Origin of the sequence: Flavobacterium rhizosphaerae, assembly GCF_046000445.1 — a bacterium.
Classification (GTDB): domain Bacteria; phylum Bacteroidota; class Bacteroidia; order Flavobacteriales; family Flavobacteriaceae; genus Flavobacterium; species Flavobacterium rhizosphaerae.
This window is the reverse complement of sequence record NZ_JBELPZ010000002.1, coordinates 290202-308051: the sequence shown is the minus strand read 5'-3', so window position 1 is coordinate 308051 and position 17850 is coordinate 290202. Positions and strand designations below refer to the sequence as shown.

The 17850-nt window shown below is 37.8% G+C and carries 13 protein-coding genes; all 13 read left to right on the top strand.

Features of this window, described 5'->3' with window-relative positions; translation table 11 throughout:
• Window positions 1–41 precede the first annotated feature (41 nt).
• Window positions 42–1160 (top strand): type II secretion system F family protein, encoded by a 1119-nt coding sequence (locus ABS766_RS03865; protein WP_408083803.1) that lies wholly within the window; start codon window positions 42–44, stop codon window positions 1158–1160.
• 15 nt (window positions 1161–1175) lie between these two features.
• On the top strand, window positions 1176–1607 hold the full coding sequence (locus ABS766_RS03860) for a type IV pilin protein (protein ID WP_408083802.1): 432 nt from the start codon (window positions 1176–1178) through the stop codon (window positions 1605–1607).
• Window positions 1608–2096 carry a hypothetical protein gene (locus ABS766_RS03855; RefSeq protein ID WP_408083801.1) on the top strand — a complete coding sequence of 163 codons (489 nt, stop codon included), beginning with the start codon at window positions 1608–1610 and terminating at the stop codon, window positions 2094–2096. It abuts the gene before it with no gap.
• Window positions 2093–3487, top strand: coding sequence for a GspE/PulE family protein (locus ABS766_RS03850; protein WP_408083800.1), 1395 nt, complete (start codon window positions 2093–2095; stop codon window positions 3485–3487). The genes ABS766_RS03855 and ABS766_RS03850 overlap by 4 nt, the downstream gene beginning before the upstream one ends.
• A 2-nt stretch (window positions 3488–3489) precedes the next feature.
• The gene (locus ABS766_RS03845; protein WP_408083799.1) at window positions 3490–5394 is read left to right on the top strand and encodes a type II secretion system protein GspD; all 1905 of its coding nucleotides are present in this window, start codon (window positions 3490–3492) and stop codon (window positions 5392–5394) included.
• Complete coding sequence (locus ABS766_RS03840; protein ID WP_408083798.1) at window positions 5394–6575, top strand: hypothetical protein; 1182 nt, start codon at window positions 5394–5396, stop codon at window positions 6573–6575. The genes ABS766_RS03845 and ABS766_RS03840 overlap by 1 nt, the downstream gene beginning before the upstream one ends.
• On the top strand, window positions 6565–7092 hold the full coding sequence (locus tag ABS766_RS03835) for a hypothetical protein (protein WP_408083797.1): 528 nt from the start codon (window positions 6565–6567) through the stop codon (window positions 7090–7092). Before ABS766_RS03840 ends, ABS766_RS03835 begins: the two co-directional genes overlap by 11 nt.
• The gene (locus ABS766_RS03830) at window positions 7076–8041 is read left to right on the top strand and encodes a hypothetical protein (RefSeq protein ID WP_408083796.1); all 966 of its coding nucleotides are present in this window, start codon (window positions 7076–7078) and stop codon (window positions 8039–8041) included. The genes ABS766_RS03835 and ABS766_RS03830 overlap by 17 nt, the downstream gene beginning before the upstream one ends.
• Window positions 8034–8522, top strand: coding sequence for a hypothetical protein (locus tag ABS766_RS03825; protein ID WP_408083795.1), 489 nt, complete (start codon window positions 8034–8036; stop codon window positions 8520–8522). The genes ABS766_RS03830 and ABS766_RS03825 overlap by 8 nt, the downstream gene beginning before the upstream one ends.
• Window positions 8523–8811: 289 nt before the next feature.
• Window positions 8812–13689, top strand: a complete 4878-nt coding sequence (locus ABS766_RS03820) for a PKD domain-containing protein (RefSeq protein ID WP_408083794.1) — start codon at window positions 8812–8814, stop codon at window positions 13687–13689.
• A gap of 3 nt (window positions 13690–13692) precedes the next feature.
• Complete coding sequence (locus ABS766_RS03815; protein ID WP_408083793.1) at window positions 13693–15690, top strand: T9SS type A sorting domain-containing protein; 1998 nt, start codon at window positions 13693–13695, stop codon at window positions 15688–15690.
• A 260-nt stretch (window positions 15691–15950) separates the two neighbouring features.
• Window positions 15951–16757 (top strand): SDR family oxidoreductase, encoded by an 807-nt coding sequence (locus ABS766_RS03810; RefSeq protein ID WP_408083792.1) that lies wholly within the window; start codon window positions 15951–15953, stop codon window positions 16755–16757.
• A 54-nt stretch (window positions 16758–16811) separates the two neighbouring features.
• Complete coding sequence (locus tag ABS766_RS03805; protein ID WP_408083791.1) at window positions 16812–17723, top strand: helix-turn-helix domain-containing protein; 912 nt, start codon at window positions 16812–16814, stop codon at window positions 17721–17723.
• The last annotated feature ends 127 nt before the right edge of the window (window positions 17724–17850 follow it).

Sequence of the window (17850 nt, the reverse complement as noted above, 5' to 3'; positions counted from 1 at the left end):
ATATAGTATAGTTTTCAATTTTTTCAACCCTGAATTCAGATATGAGTATTGACCTTAGCACATATAAGAATACTGTAGGTTCAAAAAAAGCGCAATCGTTTAACCTGCAACTTAATTTCGGTAAAGGCTTCTCTGATAAGCAAAAGGAGCATTTTTACCGGGAGCTGGGCCTGCTATTGCAGTCTGGGGTAGATTTTAGGAAGTCTCTTGAAATAATGGTAAGGCAGGCAAAAAAGAAATCAGAGAAAGATGTTTTAACTCAAATAAAAGACAAAGTTATACAAGGCAAAGGCATATATGAGTCTATGAAGCTTTCAGGCCATTTCTCATCCTACGAGTATTACAGTGTACAAATTGGTGAAGAAACCGGTCTGCTGGAGTCAGTACTTGAGGAGCTGCACAAATTTTTTGAGAATAAAATACAAATGCGCCGGCAGGTAATCTCTGTAATGACGTATCCGTGTATAGTATTGTTAGTCACATTTCTGGTACTATACTTTATGCTTGTAAAAGTTGTGCCCATGTTTAGTTCGGTGTTTAAACAATTTGGCAGCGAATTACCTAAAAGCACCCAGGTGATTATTATGTTATCAAATAATTCGGGCGTGTTTTTCTCGATATTCATTTTTGTTATAATTGCTGCTGTTGCTTCGCACCAGTTAATGAAGAATAAAGATAGCTACAGGAGTGTGTTTACTTCATTTTTATTAAAGGTACCCTATTTTGGCAGCTTAATCAGAAAAATTTACCTATCGCGGTTTTGCCAGTCTATGAACCTGCTCACGGCCTCTAAAACAAACCTTATCACTTCGTTATCGCTCACAGCAAAAATGATTGCTTTTTATCCTGTAGAAAAATCTTTGCAGGGAGTAATACGCGATATTACTTATGGTGAACTTTTAAGCGATAGTTTAAAAAAACATAGTATATATGAAGACAGGCTTGTTTCTATGATTGAAGTTGCAGAACAGGTAAACCAGCTTGATAAAATGTTTGAAAACTTAAGCGACCAATATAAAAATGAAATTAGCCATCAGACTAAAATGATTGGAGTGGTGCTGGAGCCACTCATCATTATCATCATTGGCATTTTTGTAGGTACAATAATGGTTGCCATGTATGCCCCCATGTTTGACCTTAGTAAAATTATGAGCAGATAATATAAGGATAAGTATATGAAAAAAATTAGTTACCACTTTCAAAAAAAATCCCGCTATAATGTAAAGGCGTATTCACTTACCGAAATATTAATAGTATTGTGCATTATAGGTATTTTACTTTTAATGGTACTGCCAAATCAAACTTCGGTAATAGGGCAGGCCAAAGCTATAGAGGCACAGGCAATGCTTAACCAGGTGTATGGCTTACAAAAAAGTAATTTTTACCGTTTTTCAAAGTATTCTCAAAACCTTGAAGAATTAGGTTTTGAACAGGAGGCTACCGTTGATGAGGGGGGGCAGGCTGTTTATAAAATAGAAATAATAGAAGCTTCAAATAATTCTTTTGTAGCACGGGCTACTTCTGTTACTGATTTGGATGGAGACGGAAACTATAACACATGGGAAATTAATGAACGAAAGCTTTTAACCGAAACAGTAAAAGAATAGATGAATTGGGAAGCATTGATTTTAGGAATTTGCCTGGCACTAATAACCTGGCAGGATGCCAAATTCCGCCAAGTGCATATAAGCCTTCTAATTATTATGTTTTTAGTTTCATTTTACAACAGTTATCTACAGCTAGGCAATTTAAGTATCAAAATTAGTGGCTTTAATATCTTATTTTTCTTTTTAACATTTGGCTTGATGGTGGCATATATCAGTATCAAAAATAATTCTTTTAATAATCCTTTTACCCATTATTTCGGATTAGGAGATGTGCTTTTTTATGTTGCGGTCAGTCCATTATTTGTAAACCGTTATTATGTGCTTTTTTTTATATGTTCTTTATTGTTTTCAATGTTGCTCCACGCAGTTTTTAAAAAGGTGAGCAAACACAATACTGTGCCTTTGGCTGGTTATGCGGCTTTTTTATTATTATTGATTATAAGTTGCGATGTGTTGACAGACAGTAAAATAACAACAATATTCCTATGAATGATATAATTATAGCACCAGAACTTCAACATAGAATTAGTCCTGAGGTAGCTAATCATTACAGGGTACTGCCCAAAGAAGCAGCACAAAACGAATTGCACCTGTATATTGATGCAACCCATACTATAATAGGGCAGGAAGATGAACTGGAATTACTTTTAGGGTGCGAAGTTAAATTTCATAATTATCCGGCCGAAAAAATTGAGAAAGCCCTCCAGATATATTACAGGAAAAGCTTAACTGAAAGCAATAAATCTTTTGACATTGATAAGGCTGATTTTCTGGAGAATCTAATGCAGGAAGCTAAAAATTTAGGTAGCAGTGATATACATTTTGAGGTGTATGAAGAGGAAGCACGCATTAGGTTCAGGATTGATGGGCAACTAATTGAGCGTTATAAAATTAAGATGGAAAACTATCTTGAGTTAGTTAATAAGGTAAAAATAAAATCAAAACTTAATATTACAGAAAAAAGGCTGCCACAGGACGGGAGAATAAAAAATAAAAATTTTGATATAAGGGTTTCTATATTGCCAACCCTGTTTGGAGAAAAGATTGTTATGAGGCTTTTGGGTAACGATGCTTCTGATATTGACCTTAACAAACTTGGCTTTGAAGGTAATGAGCAATTGCAGTATTTAGAAGGAATAAAAAAGCCTAATGGTATTATACTTATAAGTGGGCCAACAGGTTCAGGTAAAACAACTACGTTATATGCTACTTTAAAACTATTGAATGATTCAAAAAGAAATATTGTAACCGTTGAAGACCCTATAGAATATACACTTAAAGGAATAAACCAGGTTCAGTTAAAGGAAGATATCGGGTTAACATTTTCATCAGCCCTGAGGTCTTTTTTAAGGCAGGATCCTGATATTATCATGCTGGGGGAAATACGTGATTCAGAAACGGCCCTAATGGCTATCCGTGCTTCTTTAACAGGACATTTGGTGCTTTCCACAATTCACACTAATTCTGCTTTAGGCACTATTTCAAGGCTGGCAGATATGGGCGTGCCTTTATACCTTATAGCTGAAACATTAAACCTATCGGTAGCCCAGCGGCTGGTAAGAAAGCTTTGTAATAATTGTAAAAAACCAGCACCTTTAGTAAAAGAAAATTTCCCCCCGGGTTATAAATTTCCTTACGATGGAGATACAGTTTACGTTCCTGTAGGATGTAATCACTGTTTTCATACGGGATATAAAGGGAGAAGAGCCGTTTATGAGGTGCTTAGTGTAGATTTTGAAACAGCTGGCCATATTAAAGATAACAACCTAAAAAGTATTTATACAAAAAAGCATAAAAGCCTTTCAGACAAAGCTTTTGATATACTGATGGATGGGGAGAGTTCCCTGGATGAAATTTATGCTCTATTAATTAACACCTAAGCATGTACAAATTTTTATACATACTATTATTCTGTTTATTTAGTATCAACCTTAATGCGCAAGGGGATACAGAAGATTTACGCAGCAGGCTAAACGATTTCTCTAAAGAGAAACCCGGGCTTAATGATGTTCTTAAAGTTGATGTATCTGGTTTGCCGTTGCATGATTTTATTGCTGCTATTGCCAGTGAACACCAACTTAATATAAGTGTTGATTATGATTTAAATCAGTCGGTTAATAATAATTTTTATGATGTAACGGTAAAGGATGTATTACTTTTTCTTGCTGAAAAATATCGTTTGGATATAAGCTTTATGAGTAATATTATGATTATTAAAAAACATATAGAAGATATAAAGCCTGTAGCACAGCCTCAAAAGATAATTGATGTAGCCTATAATAAGGAAAATGATTTCCTGTCAATAAAACTAAATAATGATACCCTTTCATCTGTAGCTAAGGCAATTATAGATAAATCAGGTAAAAACATTGTACTCTCACCAGACGTAAAAAATCTTCCTGTATCGGCGTATATATTAAACAGGCCGTTTGAACAGGTTATCGAAATGATGGCTAAATCAAATGGTTTTATTGTTAATAGAGATGAAAACGGCTTTTATTACATTGAGAAAAACCTTCAGCCAGATATTACCACAGACAGAAATGCTCCAAAAAACCGTATAAAACGTCCAACTGATGTAAATGCAGAAGGATATTTTGAAGTTACCCTTAGTAAAAATGGTTTATTAAGGGTAGATGCAACTGCAGCAGATGCTTCTGAGTTGATAAGTGAAGCTGCTGAAAAACTTAACGTTACTTATTTTTTATATAATGACCCCGAAAATGAAAAGGTTACATTGTTGGCAGATAATATAACTTTTGATGAGTTACTCGAACATATTTTTAGGGGCAGGAAATATACATTTAAAAAGAAAGACGATTTTTATATGATTGGAGAGCAAGTAACCCAGGGTTTAAGGGTTACAGAAGTTATTCAGCTGGAAAACCGCTCAATAGAGTCGGTCATGATGTCTTTACCAAAAGCCTTTTCTGAAAGAGTAGAAATAAAAGAGTTTGTAGAACTTAACGGACTAATTGTTTCGGGGGCAAAAGAAACAATTGAGGAAATGAAGGTATACATAAAACAAATTGACCGAGTAGTGCCTTTGGTGCAGATTGATGTTATGATTGTACAGTATAATAAATCACATACCGTAGAAACGGGTATAAAGGCAGGCCTGGACAATACCCCGGGAAGAAAGACAAGCGGGGTGTTATTTCCGACAGGCGATATTAGTATGAACTCAACTTCGGTTAACAGCCTTATAGATGCTTTTAACGGTATGGGGGTTATGAAAATAGGAAAAGTTACCGACGCTTTTTATTTAAACCTTCAGTTTTTAGAAGATAACTCTATTATTAAAATTGAATCTACCCCAAAAATAGCAACCATAAGCGGACATGAAGCAAAACTTGCCATTGGAGAAACCAGCTATTATTTTGAGCAAAATAACCAGTTGCTTACCAATACAATAACCAGCAATATTTTACAAACCGGTACATGGAAATCTACTGAAGCTAATCTGAGTGTGAATATAAAACCTTTTGTAAGTACAGATGAGACGGTAACCTTAAATATTTCGGTAGAAAAAAGTTCATTTTTGGCGCGAGCAGGAGAAAATGCTCCCCCGGGAAAAGCCACACAAAAATTTGAATCGCTGGTACGGGTTAAAAACAATGAAATGGTTTTGTTAGGTGGGCTTGACGAATTACAAAAAGATGGTACTGCATCGGGAGTGCCACTACTTTCAAGGATACCTATAATAAGCTGGTTTTTTAGCAGTAAAAGAAAAGCCAAAAGCAACTCTAAACTGCATATTTTTATCAGGCCTACAATAGTATATTAATGAGCATACTTACTAAAATAGTAAAAATTAATGATGTAATTGTCATAGGGGCTTTTAGAGATGAGGCTGCTATCCGCTATGCTTATGCCGAAGTACAAAAAAAAGGGAATAAGCTTACTATAAAGGCTTTAGGAGCTTTTGAAAACAGTGAGCAGCTGGCTGGTACTTTAAGTACAAATAAACCGGTAATATTGGTTCTTGACGGTAAGAACGTACTTTATAAAAAAATAGATTATACCAGTGAAGCCGATATTAACTGGAGGAAAAACCTTGATTTTGAAAATATCTATTACAATCAATTAACATATAGCAACTGTGCTTTCATCAGTTTGTGCCGTAAAGAAAAAGTTGATGATATTATAAAAGACATACAACAATATAAATTTCAAATCATAGGCTTGCATATAGGTATCCTGAATACAGTATTACTGCAGCAAATTATAGGCAATACCCACATAACGGCTAATAAAACTATTTTAAATTTTGCAAACCTTGAATTACATGATGTAGAAAAACTGTCGGAAGACGAAGAGGAATCGTATAAAATAGCAGAAACGCATTTAAGTAATTGGCAGCTTCCACTTTATGCAAGCGCATTAGCCTATTTTATAAACAATGATAAATTTACGGGTAACACAGAGCGTATTGCTGAAAAAGATGAAGCGCATTATAAAAAAGCATTTGAATACCTGGGAGTTGGTATGATGCTATTTTTTTTTGCTACGCTTTTAATAAGCTATCTTGCCATACGCCACTATTCCGCAGAAAATTTAGAACTCAACCAGAAAACTCTTTTTTCCGGACAGTCAATTAATAAAATAGAAGAGCTGGCGCGTAAAAAAAGTGAGAAAATGCGCCTTCTTACCGAGACAGGCCAGTTATCTAAAAATTTTCTTTCTTTTTATGCCTATTCGCTTTTTCAAACCGTTCCGGAGGGGACACACTTAACATCATTAGAAGTGTTTCCCTTAGCTGATGATATTAAAGAAAGTAAAAAGGCAGAGTTGATTGCAAAAACAATTGGAGTTACAGGAACAACTTCAGGCGAAACATCATTTAACAATTGGCTGGAAACAATTAAAAAGCTTAGCTGGATTCAGAAATTTGAAATAATATCCCTAAAAAAGGATTCTAAAAACATACAGCATTTTGAACTGAAAATTTTAGTAGATGATGTTTGAGCAATATTCATATAAAATAAAATTTAAAGCACTGCTGGTTATTATAGTTTTACTTTCGGTAACAGCATATAAAAAATCGTTTAGTACACTAATTAGTGTATTTAAAGAAAATAGGGCGTTATCATCAAGAGTGCAGGAACTTAAGGGCACAACAGGTAACCTTAAAGCTTTAGAGCAGGAAATTGATATGATAGACCGGGTTTTAGGAAAAGGTGGGGCAGATAAAGAAAAGATACAGCAAAAAATTATGGCTTTTGCGGCCACACATAATAAGCATCCGTCTATTTATAATCTGGCGCCCATACACACATTCCAAGATGATGATTTCAGGACATATACCAACAGGCTTGAAGTTACGGGTAACACAAATCAGTTACTACAGTTGAGCTATGATTTTGAAAAAAACTTTGAAACATCCAGGCTTGTAGGATTACATTTTTATACTATAAAAAAGGGCAGCAGCAAGCCCGAATTACATCTTAACATGATATTTCAAAATTATGAAAATAATAAATAAAATACTTTTACTGGCAGTTGCATTTTGTTTTACAGGTTGCGATGATATTTTTGAAGAAGACATCTCTGGTGATACTGTTGTTATGATTTATCCTCAGTATCAAACCGTTGTAGAAAGTAATATAGTTAATTTTCAATGGCAGGAGCTGGACGGAGCCGATGATTACCGCCTTCAGGTATATGGAGGCAACCAGATAGTTGCTGATACTTTAGTAAGTACGGCCTATTTTTCAGTTCCTGTTCCGCCAGGCAGTTATCAATGGCGTTTGCGAGGAGAAAATTCTGCATACAATACTAATTATTCTTTTCCGGTATCTTTTTCAGTAGTAGCTTCTGAAGACCTTACCAATCAGCAGGTTTTGCTAAGCAGCCCATCTGCCAATATTTATATGCAAAATACACAGCCAACCTTTACATGGAATACCCTTAACAATGCCACCTCATATAATTTTTCTCTTATTAATCTCACTAACGGGAACAGCATTATTACCGAAGTGCCTGATATTAATGACACGAGCTATACACTACCTGAAAATATTATTACGCAAGACGGCCATTATCAATGGAGGATAAAAGCTTTAAATGAGGAAAATGAAACGGAAACGGCCTACGCCACAAGAAATTTTTATATAGATACCACACCACCAAACCAATCTCAAAATGTTGAACCAGAGAATGAAGCAACTTTTGAAACAGATATTGAAGTAGATTTTGAATGGAATATACCCCAAGATTCCGGTATTATCACCTCACCATTAGTGTATACTATTCAAATAGCTACAGATACCTCTTTTACCAACATTATACAAACAGGCAGCAATATTGCAACTAATTCATATAGCTATACTTTTACTACCGAAGATACTTATTACTGGAGGGTAAAAAGTACCGATGCTGCCGGTAATCAAAGTACTTATAGCAGTTATTTTAAAATAATGGTTTATGAATAAAAAAACGCTGAACATTATTTTATTATTTTTTGTGTTAGGCCTTTGGGGTGTTGCTGGCTACCGGTTTTTTAAAAACACTTTTGCAACTACTGCATACCCCACTGCCTTAAAATTTGATGGCCCGCAATTAGGCGTTTTAATAATTAAAAGGGATACTTTTTTACTAAATCCTGTACAACGCGATCCTTTTCTTGATAATGTAAAAACAAACCCTGTACGCACTATTCCTAAGCCAGCACGCAGGTTAAGAACAACTATACTGCCAACAGCTTTAAAACCCGCTGTAAACTGGCCGGAAGTAAATTATTTTGGATATATAAAGGCAGCTAAAAATGACGAGCTTGCCCTTATAAAAATTGATAAGGTTCTTTATAAAATGCATAAGAAAGAAACACGTGCAGGGTTAACACTTAAAAATATTTACAAAGATTCTGCACAGGTTTTATTTAATAAAGAGTTGAAAATAATTAAAAGGAATTAAATAATTATCATATTTATTATTGACCTTTTATAATTTGCTATAAGTGCAGAATATATTTAGTACAATAAACTTTTATAAGCTATTGCAACAGTACCACATCTATTATTTGTTTTTAACTTTTGTTTAACTTATTTTATTTCTTAATAAAAATAAAATTAACTTAATTTGATGATAATCATATTGTTCTGAAACAATAAATAAACTCAATTAACAAACAATTATAAAATTTAATATGTAAATATATTTTTTTAAAACGAACCAAAAACCAAAACTAATCAATTATTAAACTATGAAAAAATCTTACATGAGCCCCTCAGGTTCCTTGTTGTGCTTCCTATTATGGATATCGGTTATACTTCCTGCCTTTAGCCAAAGCACAATTTCCATAAAATGGAATTCAGAAACAGGTTGCCGGGAAGAAATTAAAGGCAGAAAAGAATATTCACAGGAAATTGAACCTTCAGAATGTGTGCGTATTTGCGAATTCAGCTATGTTACATATAGTCTTACGGGTAATGATACTTCAAATTCAGCAGGCTGGATTAATACTCAGTGGAATGTAGGCGGGGGCAGTATAAGCAGCTCTAATCTTACACAGTGTAATGTAGTATGGGGTTCTGCCGGTTCCGGTCTGGTTAGTGCAACCATCACTAAAAGCGATGGTACACAGTTTTCAACAGAAGTATGTATAGAGGTTATAAAGGCTCCCAAAGCCAATTTTGGAGTGAGCCCATACTGGCCGCAACTTCCTTACGAAACCTGTGTTGGGCAGGTTATTAACTTTTCAAACCTTTCTACCGCCGATGGAGGTACAGGTATTACCAATAGCTATTGGGATTTTGGCGACGGTACTACCTCTTCGTTGTATAACCCTACTCATACCTATAATGCTCCCGGTGTTTACCCTGTAAAGCTAACAGTAACCAATGCATGTTTTTGCACAGACACCTATTCAGGAGAAATAAAGGTGGGAGACTACGGTTTTAATATTGATTGCCCCGGGGTTGTTTGCGAAGGCAAGCGTGAGGTATACTCGCTTCCGCCCAATGCCGCGTCAGCCTGTAACCAGTTTGTCTGGAAGGTGGAAGGGGGAACCATAGTAAATTCAAACGTTGGCCCGGGTTCTGTAATGGTAGAGTGGGATGATGTTGATGAGAGCGGGTTTGGTTATGTAACTTTTGATTCTAATTACTGCCAGGTTGCCTGTCCGGGAGTTACTACTATAAAAGTTCCGGTTATACAAAGCGAAGGGACTATACAGGGAGAAACAACTGTTTGCGGAGGCAACCAGTTTAAATACTCGTTACCGCAATGGCCTGCAACTCAATTTAACTGGAATTTGACTGATGGAGGTACAAATTCGGGCTTGCTTGAAACAGACCAGCCTAATGAAATAGTATTGCAGGCAGGTGAAAATAACGGACAGGTTATATTAACATGTACTTATGTAAATACGCTGCTAAATTGTGGAGGCACAGCAACCATTACTATTAATGTATTGCCCCTTATAGAAATACAGGGTAATGATGAAGTTTGTAAAGGAAATAGCGAAACATATAGCATTAGTACTACCGCCAACTGGACATTAACGGATGATGATGAAAATATTGTAGCAACCGGTACAGGTACTACTTTCAATCATAATTTTTCACAATTAGGAAGTTTCAGGTTGCGCGCAGAAACGGCCAATGCCTGCCCTGCGGAAGATATGATTATTACTGTGCACCCTTCACCGGGAAATATTACAGGAATAACAGGCCCCAGTGTAGTTTGTCCTGGTAGCCCTGCCACTTTTTCGGTTGATGATAGCGAACCCGGCACTGTAATAGAATGGGAAGTAGTTAATGGACAAATACAAGGTTCATCTTTTGGAGATGAGGTAAGTGTGTTGTTTAATTCTTCTGGTCCGTTTCAGGTTAAGGCCGTACGAAAAATGCAAAATGACCCACAGTGCGAATCGCCGGTATTTACAAAAAATGTAAGTACCCCTGTAGTGAATATCCCCATTTCCGGGCCAGCTACTGTTTGCCCCAATTCAGAACAGTCCTATCATGTCCCTTATGCTGATGGCGAGGTTTATACCTGGACAATTCTTGAACCGGGTGTTGGTAATGTAATTTCTGGTAATGGCACTAAAGATGTTTCTGTTATATGGAATAACGCCACTACAACAACTACAGCAACACTACAATTAGAAGTAAGAAAATGTTCGCAGGTTTACACCTCTCAGTATACTGTAACGGTGCAGGTGCCAACTTTTACGGTAAATACGCCAACACAGATATGCCGGGGGCAGGTTGCAAGTGTTTCATTAACGGCTAATCCGGGAATTGGCCCCGGTACTGTAACCTGGGATTTTGGTGATGGGTCAACAGCCACAGGATTATCTGCAAGCCATGTATACAATGCAGCCATATCTTCCAACGTATCCTATATTATTACTGCTACCGTACAAGGTGCAGGGGGGTGTGACAATACCTATATCTTTAACAGGACAATTGAAGTAGTACCTGCGCCTAAGGGTCTTGTAAGCAGTACCAACGGTATTTATTATTGTGGCTCTTTCTCTGAAGACCTCGTACTTACCCTACAGTCAGGGTATGGCGCTACTACGGGCATAAAATGGTATTACCAAAATAATCTTGTTGCTACAAATGTTACAACCTATACTGCTACACAATACGGAACCTACTATGTTAAGGTGACTAATGCACAGGGTTGCGAAACAAGAACAAATTCTATTACAATTCAGCAAACCTGCGGAGGAGGGTGTGAAATAGACCCTTATCCAACAGTTACCTTAAATGCTCAAAAAACATCCTGTAATACCTTTTCAGCTTCAGGAACTTTTACAGGCAGCCCTGTAAGTGTAACGTGGAATACAGTGCCTTCTACAGGTGTTACTATTTCTAATAATAATAATAACGGTGCTCAATTTTCTGTAACCACCGCAGGAAATTACCTGATTAACTATTGGGTGAATTATAATGCTGTTGGAGGTGGTTTATGTACACAACATAGAACCGCTTATGTAGAAATACCTTACATACCAGAAGTTAAATATAGCGTATCATGTGGTTCAACTCCGGGTACTTATTCTGTTACCCTGCATGACCATACCGACTATTATTCGCAGGCATCATTGTCAAGTAAACAATTTATGATAAACGGTACAGGCCAGGGGCAGTTGCCGGGTAGTGCCATAAGCCAGACATTTACCCTTCAACCTGGTAATTATACTGTAGGCATACAGGTAAATGGTAGCGGCGGCCCATGTAGCGCTTATACAACATTGGCATTGCCCGCACTGCCTACAGCACATTTTACGGCAGATAATAATCAGGTATGCCCTGATGAGCCTGTAAGCTTTACAAATACTTCAACTGGCGGTGGCAACCTGCAATATCATTGGGATTTTAATGGTGAAGCTGAATTAGCGTTAGAGGATGGTATTACTACGTTTGATAGCGATGGGCCAAAATATGTTACGCTAACGGTTACCAACCAATATGGTTGTTCAAGCCAGTATGCATTACCTATAACGGTAAAGTTAAATAATATGAAAGGGCGTTTGGGAGATGATAATATGTATGCTTGCAAAGGAGATCAAATAACTCTTTTATATCAGCCTACCCAAGGTACACAAAACCCCGTTAGTTATACCTGGATGCAGGGTACACAGGAAATTACTTCAACCACAACAAATACTTTTAATGTTACCCAAAACGGAAGCTATTGGGTAAAGGTATATAATGCAGACGGCTGTATGGAAGAAATAAGTACTGTAAACGCAATATTTATAAATCCGCCGGTAGCAAGAATCAAAGGCCCGGATGTAGTGTGTGCTGATTGGGAATTTGAGCTTTCCGGCGATGCAGGAGGTGATGATATAGAATATACGTGGTACCGTAACGGCTCTCAAATAGCATCTGGCGATGCAGAGATCACCCAGCAATTAACCAATCCGGGAGTTTACACCTACAAACTGGTTACAAGTATTTCACAGGGGCAAACTGTATGCTCTGATTCCGATACATTTACGGTAACAGTATTGCAAAGCCCAGGCACACCTTATATAAGCGTAGACCCTGTAGATTGTGATAATTATTTAATAAAACTATCAGCATCACTCCCTACAAGTATGCCGGGAACGTATACCTGGAGCAATGGTGCCACGGGGCAAACCATACAGGTAAATACTGGCGGTCCGTATAAAGTAACCTTTACTAATAATAATGGTTGTACTTCTTCCGCAGAAGTATATGTGCCTGAAGATCCTAATAAATATTTATGGATTTTCCCAACAGGATGTTATTCTATGTGTGCCTATTTTAACAACCCTTATGTTATAGGGCCAATAATTCCCTTCAATAAATGGGCATGGAACCGAAATGGTTCGGTTGACCAGATTGGTTCTGGCATGGTGCCGGATTATACCCTTAACGGGAATAATAAATACAGCCTGATGCTTGATAATGGCTTATGCAATGCTACGAGTGGCGATCTTGTGGTTGACCTTGAATTTTGCCTGTGCGAGATAGACGAAAGCAAAATTAAAAAGCGCGGGGCACAACTGGCAGATACACCTTATTGTGCTTACGATTTAGTATTTGTTCTTGATAACCCTTATTCTACTGCACTGTCTTATGTAATAACAGCCGATAATGGAAACCTCTTATTTACGCCTTCTTCAGGTATTGTAAATCCTTCAAGCAATACATTAGGATTTGAAGCTATCCCTGTTACACCGTTTTATACAACTACTACAATTGATATAGTTATAGACTTTACGTTCCCTGATGGCAGCACGTGCAGGCTTGTTTTCCCTGTAACCTTCCCGGGTTGTGGTGTGCCAAAAGGGGGTAAACTTGCCGATGGTAGTAGTGATGCAGTACAGGAAATATTATCATCCGGGCTTAAATTAGTGCCTAATCCTGCTGGAAACTACCTTTCAGTAAATTATTCTTATGCAACACCAATATCTGGCCATGAAAGGAGCCTTGAGATTTATGATATGTCTGGCCGTAAGTTAGGCTTATTCAATGTAACAGATAGTAGCAATACCTGGCAGCCAGATATTTCTGCCTACAGTGATGGAACATATATTGTTGTGATGAAGGAAGATGGGCAAATACTTAAACAGCAACGGTTAATAGTTAAACATTAAATCATGGTAAAAAATATTCTGTTCTTAATTAGTATGTTAGTGACACCCTTGCTACCAGCGCAAAGCTGGCAGTGGGGTGTCAGGGGTGGGAGTGATGATACTTTTTCATCTACAGGGTTGTCATTTCCGGAGCAGGTACGTTGTATTGAAACAGATAATGAGGGTAATATTTATATGCTTTCGCCTGTGGGGGTTTCCAACCTCGATATTGCAGGTATGCCTAAAGAAGGGTATAGCGAATTTAATCCTGTAGGAGAAGTAATGTCAGATTATGCCATTGCCAGCTTTGACTGTTCCGGGCAATACCGCTGGTCTAAAATTATTGGCGGTTTTGAAGATGACCGGATACAACGTATATCTTTAGATGCAGAAGGTAATGTGTATGCTGTTGGCCAAGGTATAAACCCCGGGGGGACAGGTGAATCTTGGGATGCCGAACCGGTACATTTTGATACCGACACCATACTCCCGGTATCGCCTTCTGGTGTAAACCTAAATAAAAAGGGGCTTTTTATGGTTAAATATTCGGCTGAAGGTGAATTAAAATGGCTGCGCATGCCGCAGCCGGACGATATAAGCTTTAGTGATAATTTTTCATTGTATGGTTCATATGAACTTTCGGTTGACCCACAGGGAAATTCTTACTGGCTTTGTGCGTTGCCTGTAGGGCCGATTGCTGACGGGCAGTATATGGTGAATGAAAGTGATAGCTACCATATCCTTAAATATGATGCCGATGGTAATTTTTTAGGGGGATTCCCTATGGATATGCATTTGGATTTTGGGGCAAACTTTCAGTACAAAATGGCACGCAACCACGCGACCGGTACTATTTATATTGCCGGTTACCTGTATGGGAGTGACAGTGCTGCCACGTTTGGCGACCAGGAAGTGGAACACTTTTTTTACCTTGCCGCTTTTGACAGCCAGGGTCAGTTTTTATGGATGAAAGAAAATACCTCGACTTTTGAACAGGGCTTTGGTTTTAATGACATAAAACTTGATGAGGCCGGGAATATTTATCTTACTGGTGGTACCGTAAACGGAGATTCGTTTGGGGGGCATGTGTTTAACAATGAGGTAATTTATCCTTTTCCCTTTGTGCTAAAGCTGGATCCTGACGGAAATGTTATCTGGGGAACCAACGCCTACTCTTCTTCGGTTATGCATGGCAGTGGCATAGCCATAAGCGGTACAGAAGTAGCCATAACCGGATATTACCGGGTAGTACACTGGGGGGATCTGGTGTTGGAGATACCCTATAATACCGGTGTCGATGCCTATATAGCCCGTTTTGACCGTGCTACGGGAGATATCATTGCCATGGATGGTATTGCCTCCTATAACCAAAGCCGCGATGAAGGCACTGCTATTACGGCCGATAATTCAGGTAATTTTTATGTAGGGGGGCTTTTTGATTACCAACTGTATATTAATGAAGAAACACTTTATAATGACGGAAGCCAAACCGATTTTTTTGTTGCTAAATATGGTGCTGACAACTGTGATTGTGTTTCGCCCGTTGCTTCCTTCACCAGCACTCAGGGAAATGTTGATTATAGTTTTAATTTTAGTTACACAGGCAGTGAAAATTATGACAGCCTGGAGTGGGATTTTGGTGATGGAAACACATCAACTGATGTTAACCCGCAACATATTTATGCAGACGGCGAAACGTATCAGGTGTGCCTGAATGTTAATAGCGCAGATTGTGGGACTGATGTGTACTGTACACAGGTTACTGGTGCATTGTCTTTAGAGCATAGAGTTATAGAAAATATCAGAATTTACCCTAACCCTGTCAAGGATAAAGTCACGATAGAAAATATACAGGATATTGCGGGCTATGCTGTTTATAATGTACTTGGCAGTATTATACAGCAGGGTACTCTAAATACAGGTCAGAATAGCATTAGTTTTTCAGAATTTAATAAAGGAATTTACTTACTTACTATAACAACAAATTCGGGAAGTAAAACAGTTAAAATCATAAAAGAATAATATAAAATTTTCGGTTTTTTACAAGGCCGGTTTATATATCTCTTTATAGTTATTATATGTATTGAAAGCCGTCTCCTAATTTAACAGAGGCGGTTTTTTATTTAAGGCAGGCTTGTTTATTTTTTATGCATTTTAAAAGACATTTTTATTTAAGGTAGAGTATAATGAACTAACCCCAATACAGATACAATCCTGTCCGATACGGATACTTTTATGGTGTGCTTTATTAGGAATTTTGCTTCATCATTAATATTTTTTAAATGAAGAAGACAATTTTTATTACAGGAGCATCGTCGGGGCTTGGTAAAGCTACCGCAAAACTATTTCACTATAAAGGCTGGCATGTAATTGCCACCATGCGCCACCCTGAAAAGGAAACAGAGCTAAATACATTAGAAAACGTTACGCTGTTGCCTCTTGATGTTACAGATAATGAACAGATTAAAGAAACTCTGAACAAAGCTATATCGTTACACAGTATTGATGTAGTATTTAATAATGCCGGCTATGGACTTATGGGTTCACTTGAAGCCTTTACAGATGAACAGGTACTAACACAGCTTAACACCAATCTTTTGGGAGTAATCAGGGTTACAAAAGCTTTTATTCCCTACTTTAGAGAAAAGAAAAATGGCCTTTTTATAAGCACAACATCGATGGGAGGTTTTCTTACCTTCCCCCTGCACAGCATCTACCACGCAGCTAAATTTGGAATTGAGGGATGGTCTGAAGGGATGTCTTTTGAACTTGGTTTGCACAATATTGGAATTAAAACGGTAGCTCCGGGCGGTATAGCCACGGATTTTTTAGGACGCTCTCTGGACAAAGCCTCACACACTGCCTATACGGAGCTGGAAGACAAACTTTTTAGTATAACTAATGCAATGATGGATGCCGCCGCTAAAGCAGAAGATATTGCTGCAGTAGTTTTTGAAGCAGCTACTGACGGTAAAGACCAAATACGTTACGTTGCCGGAGAGGATGCCAGCACTATGTATAAAAGGCGCAATGAAATAGGTAATGAAGCCTTTAGGAAAGAGATAAGAAAGCAGATATTAGGCAATTAAGATATTTATCAGAGCAGCATATTCCTGCTCCCGGTTTAATAAATAATACAAGCTATGATTAGTATTAATTCCATAACCGAATTTCACCGGCTAGTGGGGCTTCCTGATCCCCTGCATCCGCTTGTAAGCGTTTTCAGGGTATCGGAAATGCAGTTTGAGGAAACTGAAGTCTGGAAACAGTTCAGTTTGGGTTTTTACTGTATCTCCCTTAAAAGAGGGATTGGCAGCAAGGTGCGCTATGGTGGACAATACTATGATTATGACAAAGGGGTAATGACCTTTATCGCTCCAAAGCAGGTACAGTCAGTTGATATTCCGCACTCAGAAATACTGGGCAATATTGCCGGAGATGGCTACACGCTGCTCATCCATCCAAATTTACTCTACACCTACCCGATTGCGGAGAATATCAAACACTTTGGTTTCTTTTCCTATGAAGTGAATGAGGCGCTACACCTTTCAGAAAAGGAAGAAGTATATATTGCTGAATTACTTGAAAAAATAAGGGAAGAGTGTGCCCATATCGATCGCACCACACAGGATATTATGGTGGCCCAGGTGGAACTCCTGCTCAACTACAGCAAGCGTTTTTATGAGCGGCAGTTTTTAACCCGCAAAGCCGTCAACCATGATCTGCTCACCAAACTGGAGCAATACCTGGACCAATATTTTGATTCGGAGGATATTTTAAACAACGGCCTGCCAACAGTAGAACTGCTTGCCTTAAAGTTACATGTATCGCCTCACTACCTTAGCGATATGCTTCGCTCATTTACCGGGCAAAATGCGCAGCAGCTTATACAGGATAAGATTGTAGATAAAGCGAAGGAGTATCTTACCCTAACCAATATGTCCGTTTCAGAAATCGCCTACAGGCTGGGATTTGGTTATCCGCAGTCGTTCAATAAAATGTTCAAACGAAATGTATCCTTATCCCCTTTACAATTCAGGCAGTCTTTTAATTAAATGACATTTAGAAAAAAACTGGAAATTGACACCAAAAGCAATATTATAGGTATACGTGGAAAGGCTATAAGCTAGAAGTTAAAACTTAAAAAAATTCCTTTTGACTTAACTAATATATTACTTATAC

Excerpts from the sequence above, each read along its gene's own strand:
- ABS766_RS03860 (WP_408083802.1), top strand. The coding sequence starts at position 1,176 with ATGAAAAAAATTAGTTACCACTTTCAAAAAAAATCCCGCTATAATGTA.
- ABS766_RS03830 (WP_408083796.1), top strand. The coding sequence starts at position 7,076 with ATGAAAATAATAAATAAAATACTTTTACTGGCAGTTGCATTTTGTTTT.
- ABS766_RS03850 (WP_408083800.1), top strand. The coding sequence starts at position 2,093 with ATGAATGATATAATTATAGCACCAGAACTTCAACATAGAATTAGTCCT.
- ABS766_RS03845 (WP_408083799.1), top strand. The coding sequence starts at position 3,490 with ATGTACAAATTTTTATACATACTATTATTCTGTTTATTTAGTATCAAC.
- ABS766_RS03805 (WP_408083791.1), top strand. The coding sequence starts at position 16,812 with ATGATTAGTATTAATTCCATAACCGAATTTCACCGGCTAGTGGGGCTT.
- ABS766_RS03865 (WP_408083803.1), top strand. The coding sequence starts at position 42 with ATGAGTATTGACCTTAGCACATATAAGAATACTGTAGGTTCAAAAAAA.
- ABS766_RS03825 (WP_408083795.1), top strand. The coding sequence starts at position 8,034 with ATGAATAAAAAAACGCTGAACATTATTTTATTATTTTTTGTGTTAGGC.
- ABS766_RS03810 (WP_408083792.1), top strand. The coding sequence starts at position 15,951 with ATGAAGAAGACAATTTTTATTACAGGAGCATCGTCGGGGCTTGGTAAA.
- ABS766_RS03855 (WP_408083801.1), top strand. The coding sequence starts at position 1,608 with ATGAATTGGGAAGCATTGATTTTAGGAATTTGCCTGGCACTAATAACC.
- ABS766_RS03820 (WP_408083794.1), top strand. The coding sequence starts at position 8,812 with ATGAAAAAATCTTACATGAGCCCCTCAGGTTCCTTGTTGTGCTTCCTA.
- ABS766_RS03840 (WP_408083798.1), top strand. The coding sequence starts at position 5,394 with ATGAGCATACTTACTAAAATAGTAAAAATTAATGATGTAATTGTCATA.
- ABS766_RS03815 (WP_408083793.1), top strand. The coding sequence starts at position 13,693 with ATGGTAAAAAATATTCTGTTCTTAATTAGTATGTTAGTGACACCCTTG.
- ABS766_RS03835 (WP_408083797.1), top strand. The coding sequence starts at position 6,565 with ATGATGTTTGAGCAATATTCATATAAAATAAAATTTAAAGCACTGCTG.